The 20,958-nt window shown below is 72.8% G+C and carries 17 protein-coding genes, 1 pseudogene and 1 riboswitch; of the genes and pseudogenes, 3 read left to right on the forward strand and 15 right to left on the reverse strand.

Going from position 1 to position 20,958, the window contains the following annotated elements; translation table 11 throughout:
• Positions 1-23: 23 nt before the first annotated feature.
• The 4 genes from thpD to ectA all read right to left on the reverse strand — a co-directional run bounded on the left by thpD (position 24) and on the right by ectA (position 3,412).
• The gene (thpD, locus tag AC5P1B_RS24375) at positions 24-935 is read right to left on the reverse strand and encodes an ectoine hydroxylase (RefSeq protein ID WP_493889670.1); all 912 of its coding nucleotides are present in this window, start codon (positions 933-935) and stop codon (positions 24-26) included.
• A gap of 74 nt (positions 936-1,009) precedes the next feature.
• Positions 1,010-1,414: an ectoine synthase gene (locus AC5P1B_RS24380; protein WP_493889672.1), complete on the reverse strand. Its 405-nt coding sequence runs from the start codon at positions 1,412-1,414 to the stop codon at positions 1,010-1,012.
• A gap of 92 nt (positions 1,415-1,506) precedes the next feature.
• Entirely contained in the window at positions 1,507-2,775 is a 1,269-nt protein-coding gene (gene ectB / locus AC5P1B_RS24385; RefSeq protein ID WP_493889673.1) for a diaminobutyrate--2-oxoglutarate transaminase, read from the reverse strand.
• Positions 2,776-2,848: 73 nt separating this feature from the next.
• Positions 2,849-3,412 carry a diaminobutyrate acetyltransferase gene (gene ectA, locus AC5P1B_RS24390; protein ID WP_493889674.1) on the reverse strand — a complete coding sequence of 188 codons (564 nt, stop codon included), beginning with the start codon at positions 3,410-3,412 and terminating at the stop codon, positions 2,849-2,851.
• 404 nt (positions 3,413-3,816) lie between these two features.
• Between ectA and AC5P1B_RS24395 the strand changes: the two genes are divergently transcribed.
• Positions 3,817-4,917: an amidohydrolase family protein gene (locus tag AC5P1B_RS24395; protein ID WP_493889676.1), complete on the forward strand. Its 1,101-nt coding sequence runs from the start codon at positions 3,817-3,819 to the stop codon at positions 4,915-4,917.
• A 406-nt stretch (positions 4,918-5,323) separates the two neighbouring features.
• Positions 5,324-6,295 (forward strand): SCO1860 family LAETG-anchored protein, encoded by a 972-nt coding sequence (locus AC5P1B_RS24400; protein ID WP_493889677.1) that lies wholly within the window; start codon positions 5,324-5,326, stop codon positions 6,293-6,295.
• Between the two features lie 318 nt (positions 6,296-6,613).
• Here the strand turns inward: AC5P1B_RS24400 and cobC are convergent, their stop codons facing one another.
• Together cobC and AC5P1B_RS24410 are read right to left on the reverse strand one after the other, a co-directional pair.
• A complete protein-coding gene (gene cobC, locus AC5P1B_RS24405; protein WP_493889678.1) occupies positions 6,614-7,942 on the reverse strand; it encodes an Rv2231c family histidinol phosphate aminotransferase CobC in 1,329 nt (442 codons plus the stop codon).
• A complete protein-coding gene (locus AC5P1B_RS24410) occupies positions 7,926-8,732 on the reverse strand; it encodes a cobalamin biosynthesis protein (RefSeq protein WP_493889679.1) in 807 nt (268 codons plus the stop codon). The genes cobC and AC5P1B_RS24410 overlap by 17 nt, the downstream gene beginning before the upstream one ends.
• 178 nt (positions 8,733-8,910) lie before the next feature.
• On the opposite strand from AC5P1B_RS24410, the gene AC5P1B_RS24415 reads away from it, so the two are divergent.
• Entirely contained in the window at positions 8,911-9,690 is a 780-nt protein-coding gene (locus AC5P1B_RS24415; protein ID WP_493889681.1) for a ZIP family metal transporter, read from the forward strand.
• A 179-nt stretch (positions 9,691-9,869) separates the two neighbouring features.
• On the opposite strand, the gene AC5P1B_RS24420 is transcribed toward AC5P1B_RS24415, so the two are convergent.
• From AC5P1B_RS24420 to AC5P1B_RS24460, 9 genes and pseudogenes are all read right to left on the reverse strand, one after another.
• Positions 9,870-11,423: a cobyrinic acid a,c-diamide synthase CobB gene (locus tag AC5P1B_RS24420; RefSeq protein WP_493889682.1), complete on the reverse strand. Its 1,554-nt coding sequence runs from the start codon at positions 11,421-11,423 to the stop codon at positions 9,870-9,872.
• Positions 11,420-12,016, reverse strand: a complete 597-nt coding sequence (gene cobO / locus AC5P1B_RS24425) for a cob(I)yrinic acid a,c-diamide adenosyltransferase (protein ID WP_493889684.1) — start codon at positions 12,014-12,016, stop codon at positions 11,420-11,422. The genes AC5P1B_RS24420 and cobO overlap by 4 nt, the downstream gene beginning before the upstream one ends.
• Positions 12,016-14,274 (reverse strand): putative cobaltochelatase, encoded by a 2,259-nt coding sequence (locus AC5P1B_RS24430; RefSeq protein ID WP_493889685.1) that lies wholly within the window; start codon positions 14,272-14,274, stop codon positions 12,016-12,018. Before AC5P1B_RS24430 ends, cobO begins: the two co-directional genes overlap by 1 nt.
• Positions 14,271-14,450, reverse strand: a complete 180-nt coding sequence (locus AC5P1B_RS24435) for a hypothetical protein (RefSeq protein ID WP_493889686.1) — start codon at positions 14,448-14,450, stop codon at positions 14,271-14,273. The genes AC5P1B_RS24430 and AC5P1B_RS24435 overlap by 4 nt, the downstream gene beginning before the upstream one ends.
• On the reverse strand, positions 14,447-16,057 hold the full coding sequence (locus tag AC5P1B_RS24440) for a cobyric acid synthase (protein ID WP_493889687.1): 1,611 nt from the start codon (positions 16,055-16,057) through the stop codon (positions 14,447-14,449). Before AC5P1B_RS24440 ends, AC5P1B_RS24435 begins: the two co-directional genes overlap by 4 nt.
• A gap of 257 nt (positions 16,058-16,314) precedes the next feature.
• A pseudogene (locus AC5P1B_RS24445) lies at positions 16,315-17,286 on the reverse strand (cobalamin biosynthesis protein); the annotation flags it as partial.
• A 129-nt stretch (positions 17,287-17,415) separates the two neighbouring features.
• A riboswitch (cobalamin riboswitch) is annotated at positions 17,416-17,611 on the reverse strand.
• Between the two features lie 403 nt (positions 17,612-18,014).
• Positions 18,015-18,254, reverse strand: a complete 240-nt coding sequence (locus tag AC5P1B_RS24450; protein ID WP_493889688.1) for a hypothetical protein — start codon at positions 18,252-18,254, stop codon at positions 18,015-18,017.
• Positions 18,255-18,359: 105 nt separating this feature from the next.
• A complete protein-coding gene (locus tag AC5P1B_RS24455; protein WP_493889689.1) occupies positions 18,360-19,718 on the reverse strand; it encodes an inorganic phosphate transporter in 1,359 nt (452 codons plus the stop codon).
• A 146-nt stretch (positions 19,719-19,864) separates the two neighbouring features.
• Positions 19,865-20,572, reverse strand: a complete 708-nt coding sequence (locus tag AC5P1B_RS24460; protein ID WP_493889770.1) for a lysozyme — start codon at positions 20,570-20,572, stop codon at positions 19,865-19,867.
• Positions 20,573-20,958: the final 386 nt, after the last annotated feature.

Consider the following 20,958-nt stretch of genomic DNA (forward strand, 5'->3'; position numbering starts at 1 on the left):
GCTGGTGAACAGCGCCGACCCGACTACCTGACCGGCGTGAACGGCGGCCGCGCCCCGATGAACTCGGGACGGCGCATCGGAGCGGCGAAGGGCTCCACCGCCGCGTTCTCCATGCTGTTGAAGACGATGAAGACATTGCTGCGCGGGTACGGGGTGATGTTGTCCCCGGACCCGTGCATGCAGTTGCAGTCGAACCAGGTGGCCGACCCGGCCTTCCCGGTGAACAGCCGGATACCGTGCTGCTCCGCGAGTCCGGTCAGCGCCTCGTCGGACGGCGTGCCCGCGTCCTGCATCTGCAGCGACTTCTTGTAGTTGTCCTTCGGCGTCGCACCCGCGCACCCGAGGAACGTCCGGTGCGACCCCGGCATGATCATCAAGCCGCCGTTGGTCTCGAAGTTCTCGGTCAGCGCGATCGAGACCGACACCGTACGCATCCGGGGCAGCCCATCCTCGGCGTGCCACGTCTCGAAGTCCGAGTGCCAGTAGAAACCAGAAGCGCCGAAGCCGGGCTTGACGTTGATCCGGCTCTGGTGGACGTACACCTCAGAGCCCAGGATCTGCTGGGCCCGTCCCACCACACGCGGGTCGCTGACCAGCTTCGCGAACACCTCGCTGATCTTGTGCACCTCGAAAACCGTACGCACGTCCTGCGATTGCGGCTCGACGATGGACCGCTCGTCCGCACGGATCACCGGGTCGGCGATCAGCCGGTTCAGCTCGTCGCGGTACAGGCTCACCTCATCAGGCGTGATCAGCTGATCCACCGTCAGAAAGCCGTCCTGCTCGAAGCCGGCCAGATCCTTGTCCACGATGGGCCCCTTCGCCCATTCGCCGTCCGGCATCGCCCACACCACCGGGTCCTGCCGCGGGGTGATCACCTCGGTGGCCCCACGGGTCGGGTACAGGTCGGCGGTGCGTTCGGGTGCGGTGGTCATGGTTTTGCCTTCCTCTCCTCTCGTACGGTCCGTACATGGCGGGCCGCTTCGCCGGTGAACGGCAGGCGCGGGTATCAGCTCTCCACGGGCTCGGTGAGTAGCGGGTACACGCCGTTCTCATCGTGGTCCTCGCGGCCCGTGACGGGCGGGTTGAACACGCACACGCAGCGGAAGTCAGTCTTCGGCCGCATGGTGTGCTTCTCGTGCCCGTCCAGCAGATACATCGTGCCGGGCGTGATCAGGTGCTTCTCGCCGGTCTCGTCGTTGGTGAGCTCGGCTTCACCTTCCACGCACAGCACAGCCTCGATGTGGTTGGCGTACCACATCGACGTCTCCGTACCGGCGTACAGCGTGGTCTCGTGCAGCGAGAAACCCACGCGCTCCTTGGCGAGCACGATGCGCTTGCTCTCCCAGGTGCCGGATGCCGACTTGACGTGCCGGTCGGTTCCCTCGATGTCCTTGAAGGATCGGACGATCACAGTGCTCTGGTGCCTTTCTGTCTCACGCGCCCGGTGCGGGTCACGTGCGGGGTCCTGCCCCGCGCGGTTCGCGCGCGGGGCCGGGGCTTCGGTCAGGCGGTCTCGCGGACGGCGCGGGCCAGCGTGCGCAGGCCCTCGTCCAGTTCTTCGGGGGTGACCGTCAGCGCGGGCAGCAGCTTGACGACCTCGCTCTGCGGGCCCGACGTCTCGATCAGCAGACCGAGCTCGAAGGCGCGCTTGGCGACGGCCGAGGCGCGCGTCACGTCGGTGAACTCCAGGCCCCAGACCAGGCCGCGGCCCCGGTACTCGGCACCGAGCTGCGGGTGCTCGTCGCAGATGGCGCGCAGCGCCTGCTCGACCTGCTCGCCGCGGGCCAGCGTCTGCTTCTCCATCTGGCCGTCGGCCCAGTAGGTGTCGAGCGCCGCCGCGGCGGTGACGAAGGCGGGGTTGTTGCCGCGGAAGGTGCCGTTGTGCTCGCCCGGCTCCCACACGTCCAGCTCCGGCTTGAACAGGGTGAGGGCCATGGGCAGGCCGTAGCCGCTGATGGACTTCGAGACGGTGACGATGTCCGGCACGATGCCCGCCTCCTCGAAGGAGAAGAAGGCACCGGTGCGGCCGCAGCCCATCTGGATGTCGTCGACGATCAGCAGCATGTCGCGCCGCTCGCACAGGTCGGCGAGGGAGCGCAGCCAGTCCGCGCGGGCGACGTTGACGCCGCCCTCGCCCTGGACGGTCTCCACGATGACGGCGGCGGGCTGGTTGAGCCCGGAGCCCTGGTCCCCGAGGAGCCGTTCGAACCAGAGGAAGTCGGGTACTTGGCCGTCGAGGTAGTTGTCGAACGGCATCGGAGTGCCATGCACGAGAGGGATGCCCGCGCCCGCGCGCTTGAACGCGTTGCCCGTGACGGCGAGCGAACCGAGCGACATGCCGTGGAAGGCGTTGGTGAAGGACACGATCGACTCGCGGCCCTTGACCTTGCGCGCCAGCTTCAGCGCGGACTCGACGGCGTTGGTGCCCGTCGGGCCGGGGAACATGACCTTGTACGGCAGGTCACGCGGCCGCAGGATCGTGTTCTGGAACGATTCGAGGAAGGCGCGCTTGGCGGTCGTGCTCATGTCGAGACCGTGGGTGACGCCGTCGCGCTCGATGTAGTCGATCAGCGCGCGTTTGAGGACCGGGTTGTTGTGCCCGTAGTTGAGCGACCCCGCCCCGGCGAAGAAGTCGAGGTAGGTGTGGCCGTCCTCGTCGTACATACGGCTGCCCTGAGCGCGGTCGAAGACGGTGGGCCAGCTGCGGCAGTAGCTGCGCACCTCCGACTCAAGGGTCTCGAAGACACTGAGGTCAGGCTGGGTGATGGTCACAGCATGCTCCTGGGAGATGAGTGGCGAGGGGGGTGAGGAGTGGGTCGGCGGGGGAAGCCGGCCGGGGCCGTGGTCAGCGGCTGTCGACGGGAGGGCGCAGCGGGCCGATGCGGTACAGCACCTCGGGCTCGTGCGCTCCGTCGGGGAACATTCCCCCGTCGAACAGGACCTCACGCTCGACGGCGGCCTGGTGCCGCTCGGCGAAGGAGGTGAACAACCGGTTGGACGCCGCGTTGTCCGGCGTGATCGTCGTTTCCATGCCACGAACGCCGTGGCCGGCGGTGACCCGTGCGGTCAGTCCGTCCAGCAGTGCGCCTGCCAGCCCCCGGCCTCGGCACGCGTCATCGACGGCGACCTGCCAGACGACGAGGGTTTCCGGGCGCTCTGGGCGGATGTATCCGGTGATGAAGCCGACGGGGTCTCCCGCGCTGTCACGCGCCACCACGGAGGTGGCGGCGAAGTCGCGGCACCACAGGAGGTAGCTGTACGAGGAGTTCAGGTCGAGTGCCTTCGAGTCGCGGGCGATGCGCCAGATCGCGGCTCCGTCCTCCACGCGTGGGGTGTCGAGCTTGAGTCCCTCCGGTATTTCCAGGAATTCGCTGTGGGCACGTGCAAGGTCTGCTTGTGCGGCGGTCATGCAAATTGAATTTACCGAGGTAAATCAGAAATTGCATCGCGAGGAGGGGTTACGCAACGGGGGGGTCGTGTGGTATCGCGCGGGGACGCGCGCATGCGCAGCTGGGCGCCGCAAAGTCCCGGTTTGCCCCGGATTTAGGGGGCGAAACGGGCATCATGTGGAGTGTGTCACATGTGCGTAACGGCCTTGAGACGCGTCCGAATTACGCTTGCGTCGCTAACGGAATCTTGGCGTTTAAGGTCGGGAAAAGCGGGCAGGAGAATATGGCTTGCTGTGCTGAATAACCACTTCCGGGTGCCGGGAATTCATTAGCATAAGCGGAGTCTGTTGATGTCCCAGGTCTTGTGGAGGCGCACGTCGCGACCGGGGGAGAAGTCGTCTACGCTGGCTCGTAGAGTGCGCTCATGACGCATAGCACGGTGCTGCACATCAAGGGACGTGTGTTGGCCGGCCCCCTGGCCGACGAAGACGTCCATGACGAGCTCTGGGTGGTCGACGGAAAGATCACCTACGACCGTCCGGCCGGAGCCCGGGACGTCCGCGTGCTGACGGGTTGGGCCCTTCCCGGCCTGGTCGACGCGCACTGCCATGTGGGGCTCGACGCGTACGGCCCGGTGGACGAGTCGACCAGTGAGAAGCAAGCTGTCACCGAGCGTGACGCCGGGGCGCTGCTGCTGCGCGACGCGGGCTCGCCGTCCGACACCCGCTGGATCGACGACCGCGAGGACCTGCCCCGCATCATCCGCGCGGGCCGCCACATCGCCCGCACACGGCGCTATATCCGCAACTACGCGCACGAGATCGAGCCCGAGGACCTGGTGGCCTACGTGGCGCGTGAGGCGCAGCGGGGCGACGGCTGGGTGAAGCTGGTGGGGGACTGGATCGACCGTGAGAGCGGCGATCTGTCGTCCTGCTGGCCGCGCGGCGCGGTCGAGGCCGCCATTGCCGAAGCGCACCGGCTCGGCGCGCGGGTCACGGCCCACTGTTTCGCCGAGGAATCCCTCGCCCCGCTGGTCGAGGCCGGGATCGACTGCGTCGAGCACGCCACGGGCCTCACCGAGGAGACCATCCCGCTGTTCGCCGAGCGCGGCGTGGTGATCGTCCCCACGCTCATCAACATCGCGACCTTCCCCAAGCTCGCCCAGGGCGGCGAGGCGAAGTTCCCCCGCTGGTCGGCCCATATGCGACGCCTGCACGAGCGCCGCTACGACACGGTGCGCGCCGCCTACGACGCGGGCATCCCGATCTACGCCGGTACGGACGCGGGCGGCTCCCTGGCGCACGGGCTGATCGGCCAGGAGGTGGCCGAGCTCGTCAAGGCGGGGATTCCGGCCATGGACGCGCTGTCAGCGGCGACCTGGGGCGCCCGCGGCTGGCTCGGTCGCCCAGGAATGACCGAGGGGGCCCCGGCGGACCTGGTCATCTACGAGTCGGACCCGCGCGAGGACGTACGCGTGCTGACGGCGCCGAGCCGAGTGGTGCTGCGCGGCAAGATCATCGGCTGAGGTCCGGGATGCGGGTCCGAGGCCCCTCGGACGCTGTGCCTCGGGGGTGCAGTGAGTTGCGGCGTGCGGGAAGTGGCGAAGGTGCGCCGGGGCGCGTATGAGCGCGTCAGGGGGCGCGTGGGCAGCGCACGTATGGGCTGACCAGCGCAATTGTGGGCGTCGGGGTCGATGCTCGGGAGGCGGACTGCGGGTGGGAACCTCGCGGAGGAAATCGAAGACAGGCGCGAGAGTCACCCTTTGTGGTGAACTCACGGCAGGTAGGCGTTTGTTCACCCATCGTGCGTAACGATGGCGGGGCCGAGGTCGTCGGAGCACGCCATGTCCCCCAGATCGGCGGGGCCGACGACTCCATGTCTCTTGTGGGGGTTCCACACACGTGTCCCGTTCCAGCAACTGTCCCTCCGGCGTGCCCGCACGCCGTGCCGCCGCCCTGACGGCCTGCTCGACTCTGCTCTTCGGCGCCATGAGCGCGCCCGCGTACGCCACGGGGAATGAGGAGAGGGGGAGCGGCAAGTCCAGCGCTGTCGCCCTCCGCGCCGACCTCGACGTCTCCTTGCTCAACAAGACCGCCCAGGTCCCGCTCAACGCCACGCTCAACGAGGTGCACGCTCCCGCGAGCGCCCGCAAGGCCGCGCTCACCGTCCTCGTGAACGGAGTGGACAAGGGCAAGCCGGTCAACGTTTTACGCGCTGACGTGGCCACCACACGCACCACGGTCACGCAGCGGAGGTCGGAGGGTTACGCCAACATCGCCCGCGCCCGCGTCCACGTCCCAGGGCTGCCGCTGCTGTCCCTCGTGGAGATCGAGGCCGTCACCTCGAAGGCGCTGTGCGCGGTCGGTGCGAAGCCGGTCGCCAAGTCCAACGTGCTGGGCAGCGTCCTCGTCCTCGGGAAGCGCGTCACGCTCAGTAGCGGGGGAAGCACGAAGGTCACCGTGCCGGGCGTGGGCGAGGTCGGCCTCGATCTGTCCAAGACCTCGACGACCTCGCGCACGGCCGCCGCGACAGCGCTCGACCTGCGCGTCTCGGTCAACCCTGGCGAGCTCAACGTGGCGGAGGTCGAGGGCAGGGTGACCCTCGCCGAGGCGACCTGCCAGACGCCCAAGGGCAAGGCGGCGGAGGGCACGCGCCCGCAGCCCGAGCAGCCGAAGCCCGAGCCGGTGACGAAGACCCAGCCGAAGGACCAGCCGAAGACCGCGCCGAAGACAGAGCCGAAGGCCGAGCCGGCCCCGAGCTCTGAGCAGGAGCCGGACCTCGCGGCGACCGGCGGCAGCTCCAGCACGCCGTATCTCCTGGGCGGCGCGGCGGCGCTGCTGGCCGCGGGTGGCGGCACGCTCGTACTGGTCCGTCGCAGGGCGGCTGCCCGAAGCCAGGGCTGAGCGCCAAGGCCGCGTCCGGCGGACCGTGCGGAGGGGAGTGCCGGAGGGAGCCGCTGTCCGTGCGGAGGGGAGTGCCGGAGGGAGGCTGTCCGCGCGTCGCGGAGTGCGGGTGCGTTGTGGCTGGTCGCGCGGTTCCCCGCGCCCCTGGCGGCGCACTCCTCTTCGCTATGCCCGGGCTGCCACCCCGGAGATGGCGGCTCCCATACGCGCCTCGACTGGCGGCGGGCGCCACCGATGCCACGACCCCGACGGCCCGGGCGCCGGCTGTTCGTGGTCGCTTCGTCGTCGCTGCCCGCAGGGGCGGTGTGCGGCCACTGTTCACGGTGGTCGGTGACCGGTCGTCGGTGGCCGGTGGTCGTCAGCTGACGGCCGGTGGCCGGCGGCCGCTGGTGGGCGGGCGTCGACGTTCGGAGGTGCGGCCAGGGCCTTCGCCAGGGCCGTCGCGAAGCGGTCCGTCGTGGAGCGGTCCCGTACGGCGAGGCGTAGCCAGTCCCGGCCGAGGCCGGGGAAGGTGTCGCCGCGCCGTACGGCGAAGCCGAGGTCCCTGAGCCGGTCCCGTACGGCGTCGGCGCCCGGCAGCCGGATCAGTACAAAGGGCCCCGCCGCCGGTTCGCACACGGACAGGCCCTCGAACTCCGTCAACCGCGCGATCAAGTGGGCGCGGTCGGAGGCGATGCGGTGGGCGGCGTGCGCCGCTTCCGCGCGCGCCGGGGGCGCGCTGCACACTTCGGCGGCAGTGAGTGCTGGGGTGGACACCGGCCACAGCGGCTGGGCGCGTTCCAGAGCGGAGATCGTCTCGGGTTCCGCCAGCACGTAGCCGATGCGGAGCCCTGCCAGGCCCCAGGTCTTCGTGAGGCTGCGCAGGACGACCAGTCCGGGGACGTCGGTGCGCTCGGCGAGCGACGCCTGCTCGCCGGGCACCGCGTCCATGAACGCCTCATCCACGACCAGCGTGCGCCCGGGGCGCGCCAGGCTCGCGAGGGTGGCGGCGGGGTGGAGCACGGACGTGGGGTTGGTGGGATTGCCGATCACCACCAGATCGGCGTCGTCGGGTATCGCGCCGGAGCCCAGGCGGAACCCCGTTTTCGCTGTGAGGAGCACCCGCTCTACGGGCCGTCCGGCGTCCCGGAGCGCCGCCTCGGGTTCGGTGAACTGCGGATGCACGACGACGGGGCGGTGGGCCGGCAGGGCTCGTGCGATCAGTACGAACGCCTCCGCCGCGCCCGCTGTGAGCAGTACCCGCTCCGGGGGCAGGCCGTGCCGTGCGGCGACCGCGCGCCGGGCCGCCGCACCGTCGGGGTAGGCGGCGAGGCCGTCGAGGGAGGCGGCGATCTTGGCCTTGAGCCAGTTCGGCGGCGTAGCGGCCCGCACGTTGACGGCGAGGTCGATCAGCCCGGCGGCTCCACGTACCTCCGCGTCACCGTGGTGCCGCAGATCGTGCGCCGGGCCGTCGGCTCCGTCCGCCGCGATGGGGGCGACAGGGCTCGCGTCACGGGTGCCGGTGCCGGTGCTGGTGGTGGTGCCGGTGCCGGAGGCGGTGCTGCTGCTGGTGGCCGCGTCCGCGCCGGTGGCTGGGTCTGCCGTCCCCCGTGGGGCGGGGGCGCCGTCGGTGGCTGGTGGGGTGTCGCTGTCAGTGTGCGTGGACATGGTCCTCCTGCCGCTGTTTCCGGGAGCGGTTCCGGCCGTCGTCGGCCGCCGCCTCGCGATATCGCTCCACGCGCGTGCTCGTCGTGCTGGTACCGGTGGTGCTCGAAGCGCCGGTGGTACCGGCGGTGCTGGTCCTGCCGACGGTGTGCGCTCGCGGGCTGCCGCGTCGGCCGCCGGCGGCGCTGCCGCTGATGGCCGCCGGGAGCGGGGCGGTGGCCTGCGGCCCCCGGATGTCGCCGACGGCTGGGGGGCCGGCCACGCCCCGGGCGGTTTCCGCGCGCTTCTGGCGGAGGCCGGGTGGCGGCGTGGGCAGCGCGATGGCGCAGGTCGCGGCCGGGGGGCCGGACGCCGGTGTGGACTTGCGCTTCTCCACGACCAGCCGCGCTCCGGGACCAGCGGCGAGGAGCGCCGCCGCCTCGGCGACGCTGGGCGTGCCGACGGCGGCCAGTGAGGCGGACGTCGGGTTGGGCACGGCGACCTCGGCCAGCTCGGCGGCCCCGTAGGCGCGCAGCGGCACCCCGTACGCGGTGGCCGCGGCGATCAGCGCGGGTTCATCGGCCTTGATCTCGACCGTCGCCAGCTCGGCGACCGCGCTGGGCGGCAGGCACGCGGCGGCGAGGCAGGCCTCGATCAGCTCTAGCACCTCGGCCAACGGGGCGTCCCGGCTCGCCCCTACGCCGACGAAGGCCGGTACGGACGCCGGTACGAAGGCTGGCACGGAGGCCGACGCGGAGGCCGGTACGGACGAGGCGGAGGTGGAGGCCGGTACGGAGGGTCTGTCGGCTGTCATGGAACGCTCAGTTCCCCCGCGTGCGCCGTGCCGCGCGAGCCTCGGGGCGGATGCCGGACGGCCCGTGGGTGACGGCGACGGCGCCCAGCGTGGTGTGCACGCACCGTTCTCCGCGCGTACTGTGCGTGTCCAAAACGATCGCTTGGGCCCGTGTGCCCCGAAGGAGAGGAGCGAGCCCGTGCCGGTGGTCATCGCGCTCGGGGCGTTCCTGATGACGCTGCTCGGCGGCTGGGCCGCCCACCGTGTCACCGACCGCAGGCATCTGATCCTCGGTCTCGCGGGCGGGCTGATGCTCGGGGTCGTCGGCCTGGATCTGCTTCCTGAGGCGCTGGAGGCCGCCGGGGGCGAGGTCTTCGGCGTACCGGCGGCCCTGCTCTGCTTCGTGTCCGGCTTTCTCCTCGCGCACGGCGTGGAGCGGCTGCTCGCGGCGCGGGCGACCGGCTTGGCGGTGGCAGCGGCGGCGGCGAGGACAGCCATGGCGGACGAGCGGCCCGAGCCGTCGCTCGCGGCGGGCGGACGGGCGCCCGAGGTCGGGCTGACGGCGGCCGCGGCGATGGTCGGGCACAGCGCCATGGACGGGGTCGCGCTCGGCCTGGCCGCGCAGGTCGGCAGCGACATGACAGTCGCCGTCGCGGTCGCGGTGATCGCTCACGACTTCGCCGACGGGTTCAACACGTACACGCTGACCAGCCTGTACGGGAACGCGCGGCGCAAGGCGCTGCTGATGCTCGGGGCCGACGCGGTCGCCCCCGTCGCCGGTGCCGCCTCCACCTTGCTGTTCTCCGTCCCGGACTCTTTCCTCGGCATCTACCTGGGCTTCTTCGGCGGCGTGCTGCTCTACCTCGCCGCCGCTGACATCCTCCCCGAGGCGCACCACGACCACCCGGCCCTGAGCACCCTCGCGTGCACGGTGGCGGGCGTCGGCTTCATCTGGCTGGTCGTGGGCATGACGGCCTGAGGGGGCGGCCAGGCCCGCCGCGTACGCCCGCTCGCGCGCCACGGGGGCGGCCAGGGCGCACCCCGGCGTCCGGGTGGTGCCCGCGGTCGCCAGGGCGTGCGCCCTGCCGAGGGAGCGGCGGCCGGTCGCGTTCCCACGGCCGGAGCGGCCGGTCGCGGCCCTCTGGGCGCGGCGGCCGGTCACGGCGTGCAGCCGGTGACGAACGAGTCGGCCATCGCGGGGCCGGCGGCCCAGTGCAGATGCAGATACGAGGCGTGGACGCCGCCTCGTACGAAACCCTCGACGCGCCGTTCGGGCCGTACGAGGCCCCACGCGGGCAGTGTGCCTGGCTGAGTGCGGTCGTCACCTGACGCGCGTGCGCGCGCGGTGTCGCCCTCTGACGCGGCCTCGGCCTTCCGCGCGTGACCGGCCCGTCCTTCCGCGCCGACAGCGCCGTCGGCGGCGGCCGCGCCCGCGCGCGGTTCGATGACCGTGCGGTGGAACTCGTGCCCCCGCACCCGGGTCCCCGCAGGGGCGAGCGGGCTGTCGGACAGCGCGACCGCCTCCCGGTAGCCGAGGGTCAGCCGGCCCGACATCCGGGCGTCGGCGGGCAGCACGCCGCACATCGGCAGTGGCGCCGCCTCCGCGCCGGAGTCGGCGGCCGGGGCCAGTGAGCGGGCCAGATACAGCAGACCGGCGCACTCGGCGGCGACGGGGGCGCCGGAGGCGGCGAGGGCGGCCACGGCGGCGCGCAGCGGCTTGTTCGCGGACAGTTCGGGCGCGTACATCTCGGGGAACCCGCCGCCGATGACCAGGCCGCGCGTGCCGTCAGGCAGCCGTTCGTCCCGCAGCGGGTCGAAGGAGACGACGTCCGCCCCGGCGGCGGTCAGCAACTCGGCGTGCTCGGCGTACGAGAAGGTGAACGCCGACCCGCCCGCGATGGCCACGACGGGCCGGGCGCCGCGCCCCGCGCCGGGCCGCGGCGCCCCGGCCGGGGAACCGTTCCCGGCGCTGATCGCCGCTGCCGGGTCCCACGCGGGTCCCGGCAGCGGGGGAGCGGTGCGGGCAAGCGCCAGCAGGCCCTCCAGGTCACAGCCGTCCCGTACGCGCTCGGCCAGCGCCGAGACCGACTCCACGGCCTCCGTGTGCCGTTCGGCGACCGGGACGAGCCCGAGGTGCCGACTCGGCGTATGGACCGCGCTGACCCGCCGGAGCACGCCGTAGACCGGAACACCCGACTCCGCCAGGGCTTCGCGCAGCAGCGCCTCGTGGCGGTCGGAGCCGACCTTGTTGAGGATGACCCCGGCGACCCGTACCTCCGGGTCCCACGAGGCGAAGCCGTGCACCAGCGCCGCCACCGAACGGGACTGCGACGAGGCGTCCACGACCAGCACCACCGGTGCCCGCAGCAGCTTCGCCACATGCGCCGTCGACGCCAGCTCCCCCTGCCCCGCCGCGCCGTCGTACAGGCCCATCACGCCCTCGACCACGGCCAGCTCCGCGCCGCGCGCGCCGTGGGCGAACAGCGGCGCGATCCGCTCGGGGCCGCACAGATACGCGTCCAGGTTGCGTCCCGGGCGGCCGGTGGCGAGCGCGTGGTAGCCCGGGTCGATGTAGTCGGGGCCGACCTTGTGCGGGGAGACGGCCAGGCCGCGTGAGGCGTAGGCGGCCATCAGCCCGGTCGCGACGGTCGTCTTGCCGCTGCCGGAGGCGGGCGCGGCGATGACGAGGCGGGGGATGGTCGTGCTGGTCACCACTCGATGCCCCGCTGGCCCTTCTGCCCGGTGTCCATGGGGTGCTTGACCTTGGACATGTCGGTCACCAGATCGGCGAAGTCGATGAGCTGCTGCGGGGCGTTGCGGCCCGTGATGACGACGTGCTGGGTACCGGGCCGGTCGCGGAGGACCGAGACGACCTCGGCGGGGTCGATCCAGCCCCAGTGCATCGGGTACGCGAACTCGTCCAGCACGTACAGCCGGTAGGTCTCCGCCGCCAGATCGCGCTTGACCTGCTCCCAGCCCTCGCGCGCCGCCTCCTCGCTGGACGCCAGGTCGCGCTGGACCCAGGACCAGCCCTCGCCCATCTTGTGCCAGGCGACGGTGCCGCCCTCACCGGAGTCGCCGAGCACGCGCAGCGCCCGCTCCTCGCCGACCTTCCACTTCGCGGACTTCACGAACTGGAACACCCCGACCGGCCAGCCCTGGTTCCAGGCACGCAGCGCCAGGCCGAAGGCGGCCGTCGACTTGCCCTTGCCGATGCCGGTGTGGACGAAGACCAGCGGGCGGTTGCGGCGCTGGCGGGTGGTGAGCCCGTCCTCGGGCACCATCGACGGCTTTCCCTGTGGCATTACGCGGCCCTTTCCGTGTCGGTCGTCTGCCGTGCGCCCCGTGCGCCAGGTGCGCCCTGGGGTCCTCGCGTGCCGCGCGCCCCGCGTGCGCCGCCGCCTGTCTCCCGTACGTCGCGCGCTCCCTGCCCGCCGCCGCGCCCGCCTTGCGCCTGCCGCGCGCCGCGTACCAGCGCGGTCACGCTGTCAGCGCGCAGCTCGTCCAGGGTCACCGCGGGGCCCCGCAGTTCGCGGGCGAGCTCGACGGCGAGGCCGAGCCGTACCATCCCCGACTCGCAGTCGACGACCACGGAAGCCGTGCCCTCGCTCGCCAGCAGCCGCGCCGCACGGGCGGCACCGGCGACCGGCTGCGGCCCGCCGGTGGCCCGGCCGTCCGTCACCACGATCACCAGCGGCCTGCGCGAGGGGTCCCGCATCCGCTCGACCCGCAGCACGTCGCGGGCCTTGAGCAGCCCGGCCGCGAGCGGTGTGCGACCGCCGGTGGGCAGCCGCTCAAGCCGGGCGGCCGCCGCGTCGACCGAGGAGGTCGGCGGCAGCACCTGCTCGGCGTCCTTGCCCCGGAAGGTGATCATGCCGACCTTGTCGCGCCGCTGGTACGCGTCGAGCAGCAGGGACAGCACGGCGCCCTTGACGGCGCTCATCCGCTGCCGGGCGGCCATCGAGCCGGAGGCGTCCACCACGAACAGCACCAGGTTGCCCTCGCGCCCCTCGCGTACCGCCTCCCGCAGATCGTCACGCCGCACGACCAGCCCTGTGCCCGAGCGGCCACGGGCCCGCTGATGCGGGGCGGCGGCCTGCACCGTCGCTGCCAGGTGCAGCTTCTTCAGCGCGCCCTGCGGCCGCCGCGCACCCGTGGTCCTGCCGTGCGTGGTGCGGGCCCGGGAGCGCCGCCCTGCCGCGCCCTCGCCGAGCCCCGGAACATCGAGCATCCGGGCGGCGAACGGGGCCGACGCGCTCACCGCGCCGCGCTCCGGCGCGTCGCCCGCGCCGCTCTCCGGGCCCTGGCCGCCGTCGGCCTCTTCCTGCGGCCGCGCCGCGTCGCCGGGCCCGGCTTCCGGCGCGGGCTGCGGCTGCTCGTCCTCGCTGCCGCGCTGGTGCGGAAGGCCGGGTTCCGTCGCCGGGCCGCCCGGGTCCGTCCCCGGGTCCGCCTCGTGGCCGTCCGAGCCGTCCTGCGGTCCGTCGTGCGGGCCGTCCTTCGGTGGCTCACCGCCGCCGGGCCCGTCCGGGTCCGGGTCGTCGTCGGAGGGGTCCGGCTCGTGCTCGTTGAGGATGTCGTCGAGCTTGTCCTCGTCCAGGCCGGGCGCGTCGAAGGGGTTACGGCGGCGCCGGTGCGGCAGCGAGAGGAGCGCCGCCTGCCGTACGTCCTCGGTGCGCACCTCCGTGCGCCCGGCCCAGGCGGCGAGTGCCGTCGCCGTACGCGCCGTCACGATGTCCGCGCGCATCCCGTCGACCTCGAACGCCGCGCACACGGCGGCGATCTGCCGCAGCGCGCCGTCGCCGAGCCGCACTCGGGGCAGCAGCGCGCGGGCCACGGCGACGCGCTCACGCAGCGCGCCCTCGTCGTCGGCCCAGCGCGCGGCGAACGTGCCGGGGTCCTCGTCGTACGCGAGCCTGCGCCGTACGACCTCCACCCGCTCATCGGTCTCCCGGGAGGCGGCGACCTCCACGGTGAGGCCGAACCGGTCGAGCAACTGCGGCCGCAGCTCGCCCTCTTCGGGGTTCATGGTGCCCACCAGCAGGAAGCGCGCCGCGTGCCGTACGGAGACGCCCTCGCGTTCCACGTAGGAGGCGCCCATGGCCGCGGCGTCGAGCAGCACGTCGATGAGGTGGTCGTGGAGGAGGTTGACCTCGTCCACGTACAGGATTCCCCGGTGCGCGTCCGCGAGCAGCCCTGGTTCGAAGGCCTTCACCCCCTCGGCGAGCGCCCGTTCGATGTCGAGCGCGCCGACGAGCCGGTCCTCGGAGGCGCCGACGGGCAGCTCCACCATGCGGGCCGGCCGGGCGGTGCCGCCGCCCGGCTCGTGCGGCCCGTCGGGGCACCGCGCGTCCGGCGCGGAGGGGTCGCAGGAGAACCGGCATCCGGCGACGACGTCGAGCTCGGGCAGCAGTGCCGACAGCGCCCGCACCGCCGTCGACTTCGCTGTCCCCTTCTCGCCGCGCACGAGCACGCCGCCGACCGCTGGTGAGACGGCGTTGAGGAGCAGCGCCAGCCGCAGACTGTCCATGCCGACAATCGCGGTGAAGGGGTAGGGGGTGTTCACGCCGTGATCACTCCTTCGAGTGGCTTGCGTCCGGCTCCCGGGGCGTTGCCCGGCAGCTGCGGTACGTGGGTGCCGATGGCCCCGCGCACGCGCGGGTGGTGCGCTCCGCCACGGTCAGCGGGCGGAGCTGTCGCTGTCGTCCCCGGCTCGGCGGGGCTGTTCCGTACGGTGGTCATGGCGCCCCAGGCGGTACGAAGGGCAGCCCGGCGGGCGGGCCCTCCTCGATCAGCCGCAGGAGCGCGCTGGTGTCGGCGTGTTCCTCGATCAGGTCGCCGAGCCGGTCGAGCTGTTCTTCGCGCAGCACACCGAAGGAGGTGTCGGGCGCGGGCACGAACGCCCGCCCCGCGGCGGCGGCCACCCGGCGCAGGAACGCGCGCCGGAAACCGTCGCTCTCCAGCGAGCCGTGCCAGTGTGTGCCCCACACGGCGCCCACCCGGCAGCCGTCCAGCGCCCGGCCCTGGCCGTCGCGCATGAACGGCTCGTCGCCGCCCGTCACCTCGGCGACGCCGTGGTGGATCTCGTATCCCTCCACCGTCTCGCCGAGCGCCGTGCCGACCGGCCGCGCCAGAGTCTTGTCCACGGCGAACCGCACCCGCACCGGCAGCAGCCCAAGCCCCCGCACCGTCCCGGCCTTCGACTCGACCTGGTCATCGACGCGTTCGCCGAGGAGCTGATAGCCCCCGCAGATGCCGAGCACGGGACGGCCCTCGGCGGCCCGGCGCGCGAGGGCGTCGGCGAGACCGCGCTCCCGCAGCCACGCCAGCGCGCGCACCGTGCCGCGCGTGCCGGGGACCACCACCAGGTCGGCGTCGGCCAGCTCCTCGGGGCGGTCCACGAACCGGACGACGACGCCGGGTTCGGCCGCCAGCGCGTCCACATCGGTGAAGTTCGACATCAACGGGACGGCGGTGACCGCCACCCGCAGCACGTCGGCGCCGTGCGGCGGTGCCACGACCGATTCCCTGACGGCGCCGCGCATCGAGACCCGCAGCCCGTCCTCCTCGTCGATCCCGAGGCCGTGCGCGAACGGCAGCACGCCCAGCGTGGGCCGACCCGTCAGCTCACGCAGCATGTCGAGGCCCGGCTCCAGCAGGCTCACATCGCCGCGGAACTTGTTCACGAGATAGCCCGAGATCAGCGCCTGGTCCGCCGCTGAGAGCAGGGCGGTCGTGCCGAAGAAGGAGGCGAAGACGCCGCCGCGGTCGATGTCGCCGACCACCACGACCGGCAGCCGGGCGGCGCGCGCGAGCCCCATGTTGACGATGTCGGTGCGCCGCAGATTGATCTCGGCGGGGCTTCCCGCGCCCTCGCAGATCACCGCGTCGTGCGTACGGCGCAGCTCGGCCAGGCAGTCCGTGACCGTGGACAGCAACGCCTCCCGGCCCCGCGGCCGGACTCCGTCCCGTCCCTGAGCCCGGCCCGGACCCGGTTCCCGGCCGTCCTCCCGCTCGAAGTAGCCGCGCGCGGTGAACTCGCCGACCGCCTTGCCGAGCAGCACCACCTGGCTGGTGCGGTCGCCACCGGGCTTGAGCAGCACCGGGTTCATCAGCGCGGTCGGCTCCACGCGGGCGGCCGCGGCCTGCATGGCCTGCGCCCGCCCGATCTCCGCGCCTTCGCGGGTGACGAAGGAGTTGAGCGACATGTTCTGCGCCTTGAACGGCGCGACCTTGACGCCCTTACGGGCCAGCCAGCGGCAGATGCCCGCGGTGACCACGCTCTTGCCCGCGTCCGAGGTGGTACCGGCGACCAGCAGCCCGCCACCCACGCGCCCAGCGTCACTCATGCGCCCCCCTTGGCCTTGCTCACGCCGGGCCGTTCGCCCTTGGTCCTGCCCTTGGTCTCGTCCTTGCCGTGGTCGGCGCTGGCGCCTCTGGTGCCCCTGCCGTCACCGCCGGCGTCGGTGCCCGCGGTACGGGGCGGCGCCGGAGAAGCCATCGGCTTGGCCGCCAGCAGGCTTCCCGCCAGCGCCAGGCCGAATGCCGCCCGCCGCCACCCGGCGCCGCACCTTCCGGGCTGCCCCGCAAGGGAGGCGGCGAACCCGCGCCGGACCATGCCGTATCCCACGCGCCCGGCGACAGCGGCCGTCAGCGCGAGGGTGCTCACCCGGCGCGAGAGCCGTACCGCCCGTTCGATGTCGGCCGTCTCCACCGGCCGGTTCTCCGCGCCGAGCACCGGCCGGTGCTCCACGCGGCCCGCGTAGGCGAGGATGCCGCCGAGCCGGACACCCAGGGCACCGGCGAAGGCCGCCTCGACCGGACCCGCGTTGGGGCTCGGGTGCTTCGCCGCGTCCCGGCGCGCCACGCGCCACGCCCCGCGCCGGTCGGGCCCGGCGAGCGCCGCCAGCACGGCGGTGAGGCGCGCGCCCGGCCAGCCCGCGACGTCGTCGAGCCGGGCCGAGGCCCAGCCGAACCGCAGGTAGCGGGGCGACTTGTGACCGACCATCGCGTCCAGCGTGTTCACCGCCCGGAAGCCCACCAGTCCGGGCACGCCCCCGACAGCGCCCCACACCAGGGCGCCGACCACGGCGTCCGAGGTGTTCTCGGCGACCGACTCCACGACCGCCCGCGCGATCTGCTGCCCGTCCAGCGCCTGCGGGTCACGCCCGCACAGCCCCGGCAGCGCCGCCCTCGCGGCGGCGAGGTCCCCGGCGGCGAGCGCGGCGCCGATGACGCGCGCCTCGCGACCCAGCGACGTCCCCCCGAGCACGGCCCAGGTGGCGGCGGCGGTCAGCGCCGTATCGGCCAGAGCGGAGCGCCGCACAGTGCGGGACAGCGCGACGGCGGCCAGGGTGACGCCTCCGGCACAGATCGCCGTGTGCAGCGCCCCACGTCCCCGGTCGTCACGCCACAGCCGTCGTTCCACGGCGCCCGCCGCGCGCCCGAAGGCGGCCACCGGGTGCGCGCGGGGCGGGTCGCCCACGGCGAGGTCGCAGAGATAGCCGAGGGCGGCGCCGTACGCGTAGGGAAGAGGCCCGTACGGATCGCGCGCGTACGGAAACTGAGGAGCACGCATCGGGTCAGCTCGCCGTCGCGCCTCGAAGGGGGAGGGGACATGGCGGAGGTGGGGGAACGTGCGCGGCGCAGGGCGTTCTGTGACAGCCGACCATGGCGATGTGTCCTCACTCAGGGTCCGCGCCCTGGCTCGACGTGATCGGCGGCGAGAGTCTCCTGGCTCCCCGGATCGGCGCCGCACCCGGGCCTTCCAGCTCGGGGACCGAGCCGTGACCACACGCTGGGGGAGCGCTCCCCGGTGACAGTGGCGGGACCGCGCCGGATTCACACCGGCTTCCTCTGCTGTCGCCGTTTGGCCCCGGCAGTCCACCACGGCTCACGAAGAGCCGTCAACTTGCGGTTGACCTGCGACGGGGTAGCGCGGGGCGCCCACGCGGGCGGCCGTACCACCGGCTCGCGCCCGGCGTCCGATCGGGGCGCGTACCGCGGTCGCGAGCCCCACGGCGTCGCGAGCCCCACGGCGAGGGCGGTGCGACGGCGGTGGTGCCGCGGTGGCGGTGGGGCGGCGGTGAGGCGGCGGCGGTGGTCGGCGTCCAGGCCCCCTCCGGGCGCGCGTCCGCCTGCCCCGTCCGCCGCTGCCTGGTTCGTCCTCCGGGAGCGGGAAGGGCGTCCGCGGGAACGGGGAAGCCCGCCGCCCCGGGCGCGCTGTGCGGGCGCGTCGCGGGCGGCGGGCCAGAGGTTTCCGTGCCGAGAGGGCCGAAGGGGCCGAAGGGGCCGAAGGGGCGCGGGCTAGGCGACGATCAGGTAGATCCCGTACGAGACCACAGCCGCGCACAGCGCGAAGCACGCGTACGCGCCGGAGCGCGCCAGCCCGCTGGGGCTGGTGGTGGCGACCGCCGTGCCGTCCTGCTGGCGGGTCGGCTTGTGCGAGGTGCCGACGATGCCGAGCGTGAAGACGCCCACCATGGCGACGGTCACCACGAGGCTGACACCGAAGACCTCACCGAGTGCTGCCCAGTCGATGCTCATGGCGATGTTTCCTTGCTTCCTTGGGGTGTGGCGCTACGGGGGCCGCGCACCGTACGGGCCGCGCGGAGGTCCGGGCGCCGATGGAAGCGGCGCCCGGACGAGAGGTCAGACGGAGGCCCGTGCCGGGGCCGGGGCGGGGGCGGGTACCGAAGCGGCGGGCTCGGGCTCGGGCACGGTGGCCGACTCCGCTGCCGACGGCGCGCCGGACTCCTGCTCGGAGGCGGACCGCTGGGCGATGGGCCCGGCGGGCGGCGGTGCGACGCTCTGCAGGGCGGCGGTGACCACGCCCACCGGCTCGGCGGCGTCCTTCGTGCCGTCCGCGGCCTCGGCGGCCGCTGCGGCCGGGACGCCACCGACGATCTCGGCCTCGTTGACGTTGGTGTGGTCCACGGGCTTGCGGCGGGAAGCGGCCCAGATGGCGCCGCAGGCGAGGAGGGCCAGCACGGCGACCGTGGCCACGCCCCAGTCGCCACGTTCGGCGAGCAGCGCGGCAGCACCGGCGACCAGCCCGGCCGCGGGCAGCGTCAGGCCCCAGGCGAGCACCATCCGCCCGGCGGTGGACCAGCGCACCACGCCGCCCTTGCGGCCGAGACCCGAGCCCATCACGGAGCCGGAGCAGACCTGGGTGGTGGAGAGTGCGAAACCGATGTGCGAGGAGGCCAGGATCACGGTCGCGGCGCCGGTCTGGGCGGCGAAGCCCTGCGGCGGCTGGATGTCGGTGAGGCCCTTGCCCATGGTGCGGATGATGCGCCAGCCGCCGAGATAGGTGCCGAGCGCGATGGCGATACCGGCCGAGACGATGACCCACAGCGGCGGGTCGGAGGCGGGTGCGACGACGCCGCCGGTGACCAGGGCCAGGGTGATGACGCCCATCGTCTTCTGCGCGTCGTTGGTGCCGTGCGCGAGGGAGACCAGGGCGGCCGAGGCGATCTGCCCGGCGCGGTAGCCCTTGGCGGTGTCCTGGGAGTCGCGGTTGCGGGCGAGCCGGTACGTGAGCCGGGTCGCGGCCAGGGCGGCGATGCCCGCCACCAGCGGTGCGGCCACCGCGGGGATGAGGACCTTCATGACGACCGCGTCGCCGTTGACGCCGTCCATGCCGACGGAGACCACTGTCGCGCCGATCAGACCGCCGAAGAGGGCGTGGGAGGAACTGGACGGGAGCCCGGCCAGCCACGTCAGGAGATTCCAGACGATGGCTCCGACGAGGCCCGCGAAGATCACTTCAGGTTGGATACCGGAGTTCTCATCGATGATTCCTCCGGAAATGGTCTTGGCGACCTCCACGGACAAGAACGCGCCCACCAGATTGAGCACCGCCGACATGGCCACTGCGGTCTTGGGCCGCAGCGCCCCGGTGGAAATGGTGGTGGCCATGGCATTGGCCGTGTCGTGGAAGCCGTTCGTGAAATCGAACACCAAGGCCGTGACGATCACGATCCCGATGAGAAGCGTGATGTGTTCCATTCACCCAGGCAATCAGTTCGGGGGGTAGTGACCCGGCGACCGTAGGTAGGTCGAGTGAACGGAAGGTGAACTAGGGCAGACGTCACGGTGACGCACCTGAAGTGGCCCATTGAGACCGTTTCCGGAAGCGCGTACGTGGGGCGTCCTCAGCCCCCAGCGAGCCTTCTGAGACCCGACATTGAGCCGTTGAACACGTTCTGGTCACCCGGCAGCGGGCCCTTGTTCGCCTGCTGCCAGAACGTGTGGGTGCCCCAGCCGGCGGGGAGGGGCCCCGGAGAGCTGCGCCAACTCGCGAGCCAGAGCGGATGCTGGGCACCGAAGGCGGCGTTGTTGCCCGTGCACCGGCGCCACCAGTTGGTCGTCGTGTAGATGACCGGATAGCGCCCTGTCTGGCGGCGTACCTCGGCACTAAACGCCGAAATCCAGTCAACCATGGCCGAGTCGCTTATCCCATAACAGGCGCGCTTCGGGTCATATGGGTTGAATTCGATGTCAAGTGCGGGCGGCAGTGTCCGGCCGTCCGCCGCCGGTGTCCCCCCGTTGCGCAGGAAGTGCTCGGCCTGCGCGCGCCCTGACGAGGTATTGGGGCGGGCGAAGTGATACGCGCCACGCAGGAGCCCCACGGCCCGCGAACCGTTGTACTGCTGTGCGAAGTACGGGTTTCGGTAGTCGTCCGACTCGGTCGCCTTGACATAGACGAACCGCGCCCCCGCGTCCCGCGCCTGGCGCCAGTTCACCTCCCGCTGGTGCGAGGAGACGTCGTGGCCGCGCGGCTTGCTCGCCGTGGCCGCCGCCGACGGCTCGATCAGCGTGAGAGCGCCCGCCAGCAGGGTGCCGAGGGACGCTATCCACACGCGGGCCCGGCGTCGGCCCGTCGCGCCGCCGTGGACGCGTACCGGCGTGCGCGCCGGTGTGCCGCTGGGCGCCCGCCCCTCGTGTCGGCACTCCTGGCCGTGGCTGTCACTCGCGCCCGTTCCGGCTCTCTCCACGCCAACCCCTTCCATCGCGGTGAGTGGCACCAGGATTACCAGGAGTAGGAGCAAAAAGTCCGGAGATTTAGTGTGTTATTCGTATTTATCAATCCGGTTGGCCGCCTCGCGGACGGACTGACGGTGCCGGAGGGCCCGTGCTTACCGGGGGCTGGCAGGATCTCCAACGGCGCGGCGCGGTGGGAGGCGCGACGCGCCATCAGGTGACCGGCATCACCCGGCGGGCGGGATGGCGGGCGGCCCCGCCGAAC

Source organism: Streptomyces sp. A01, assembly GCF_059026195.1.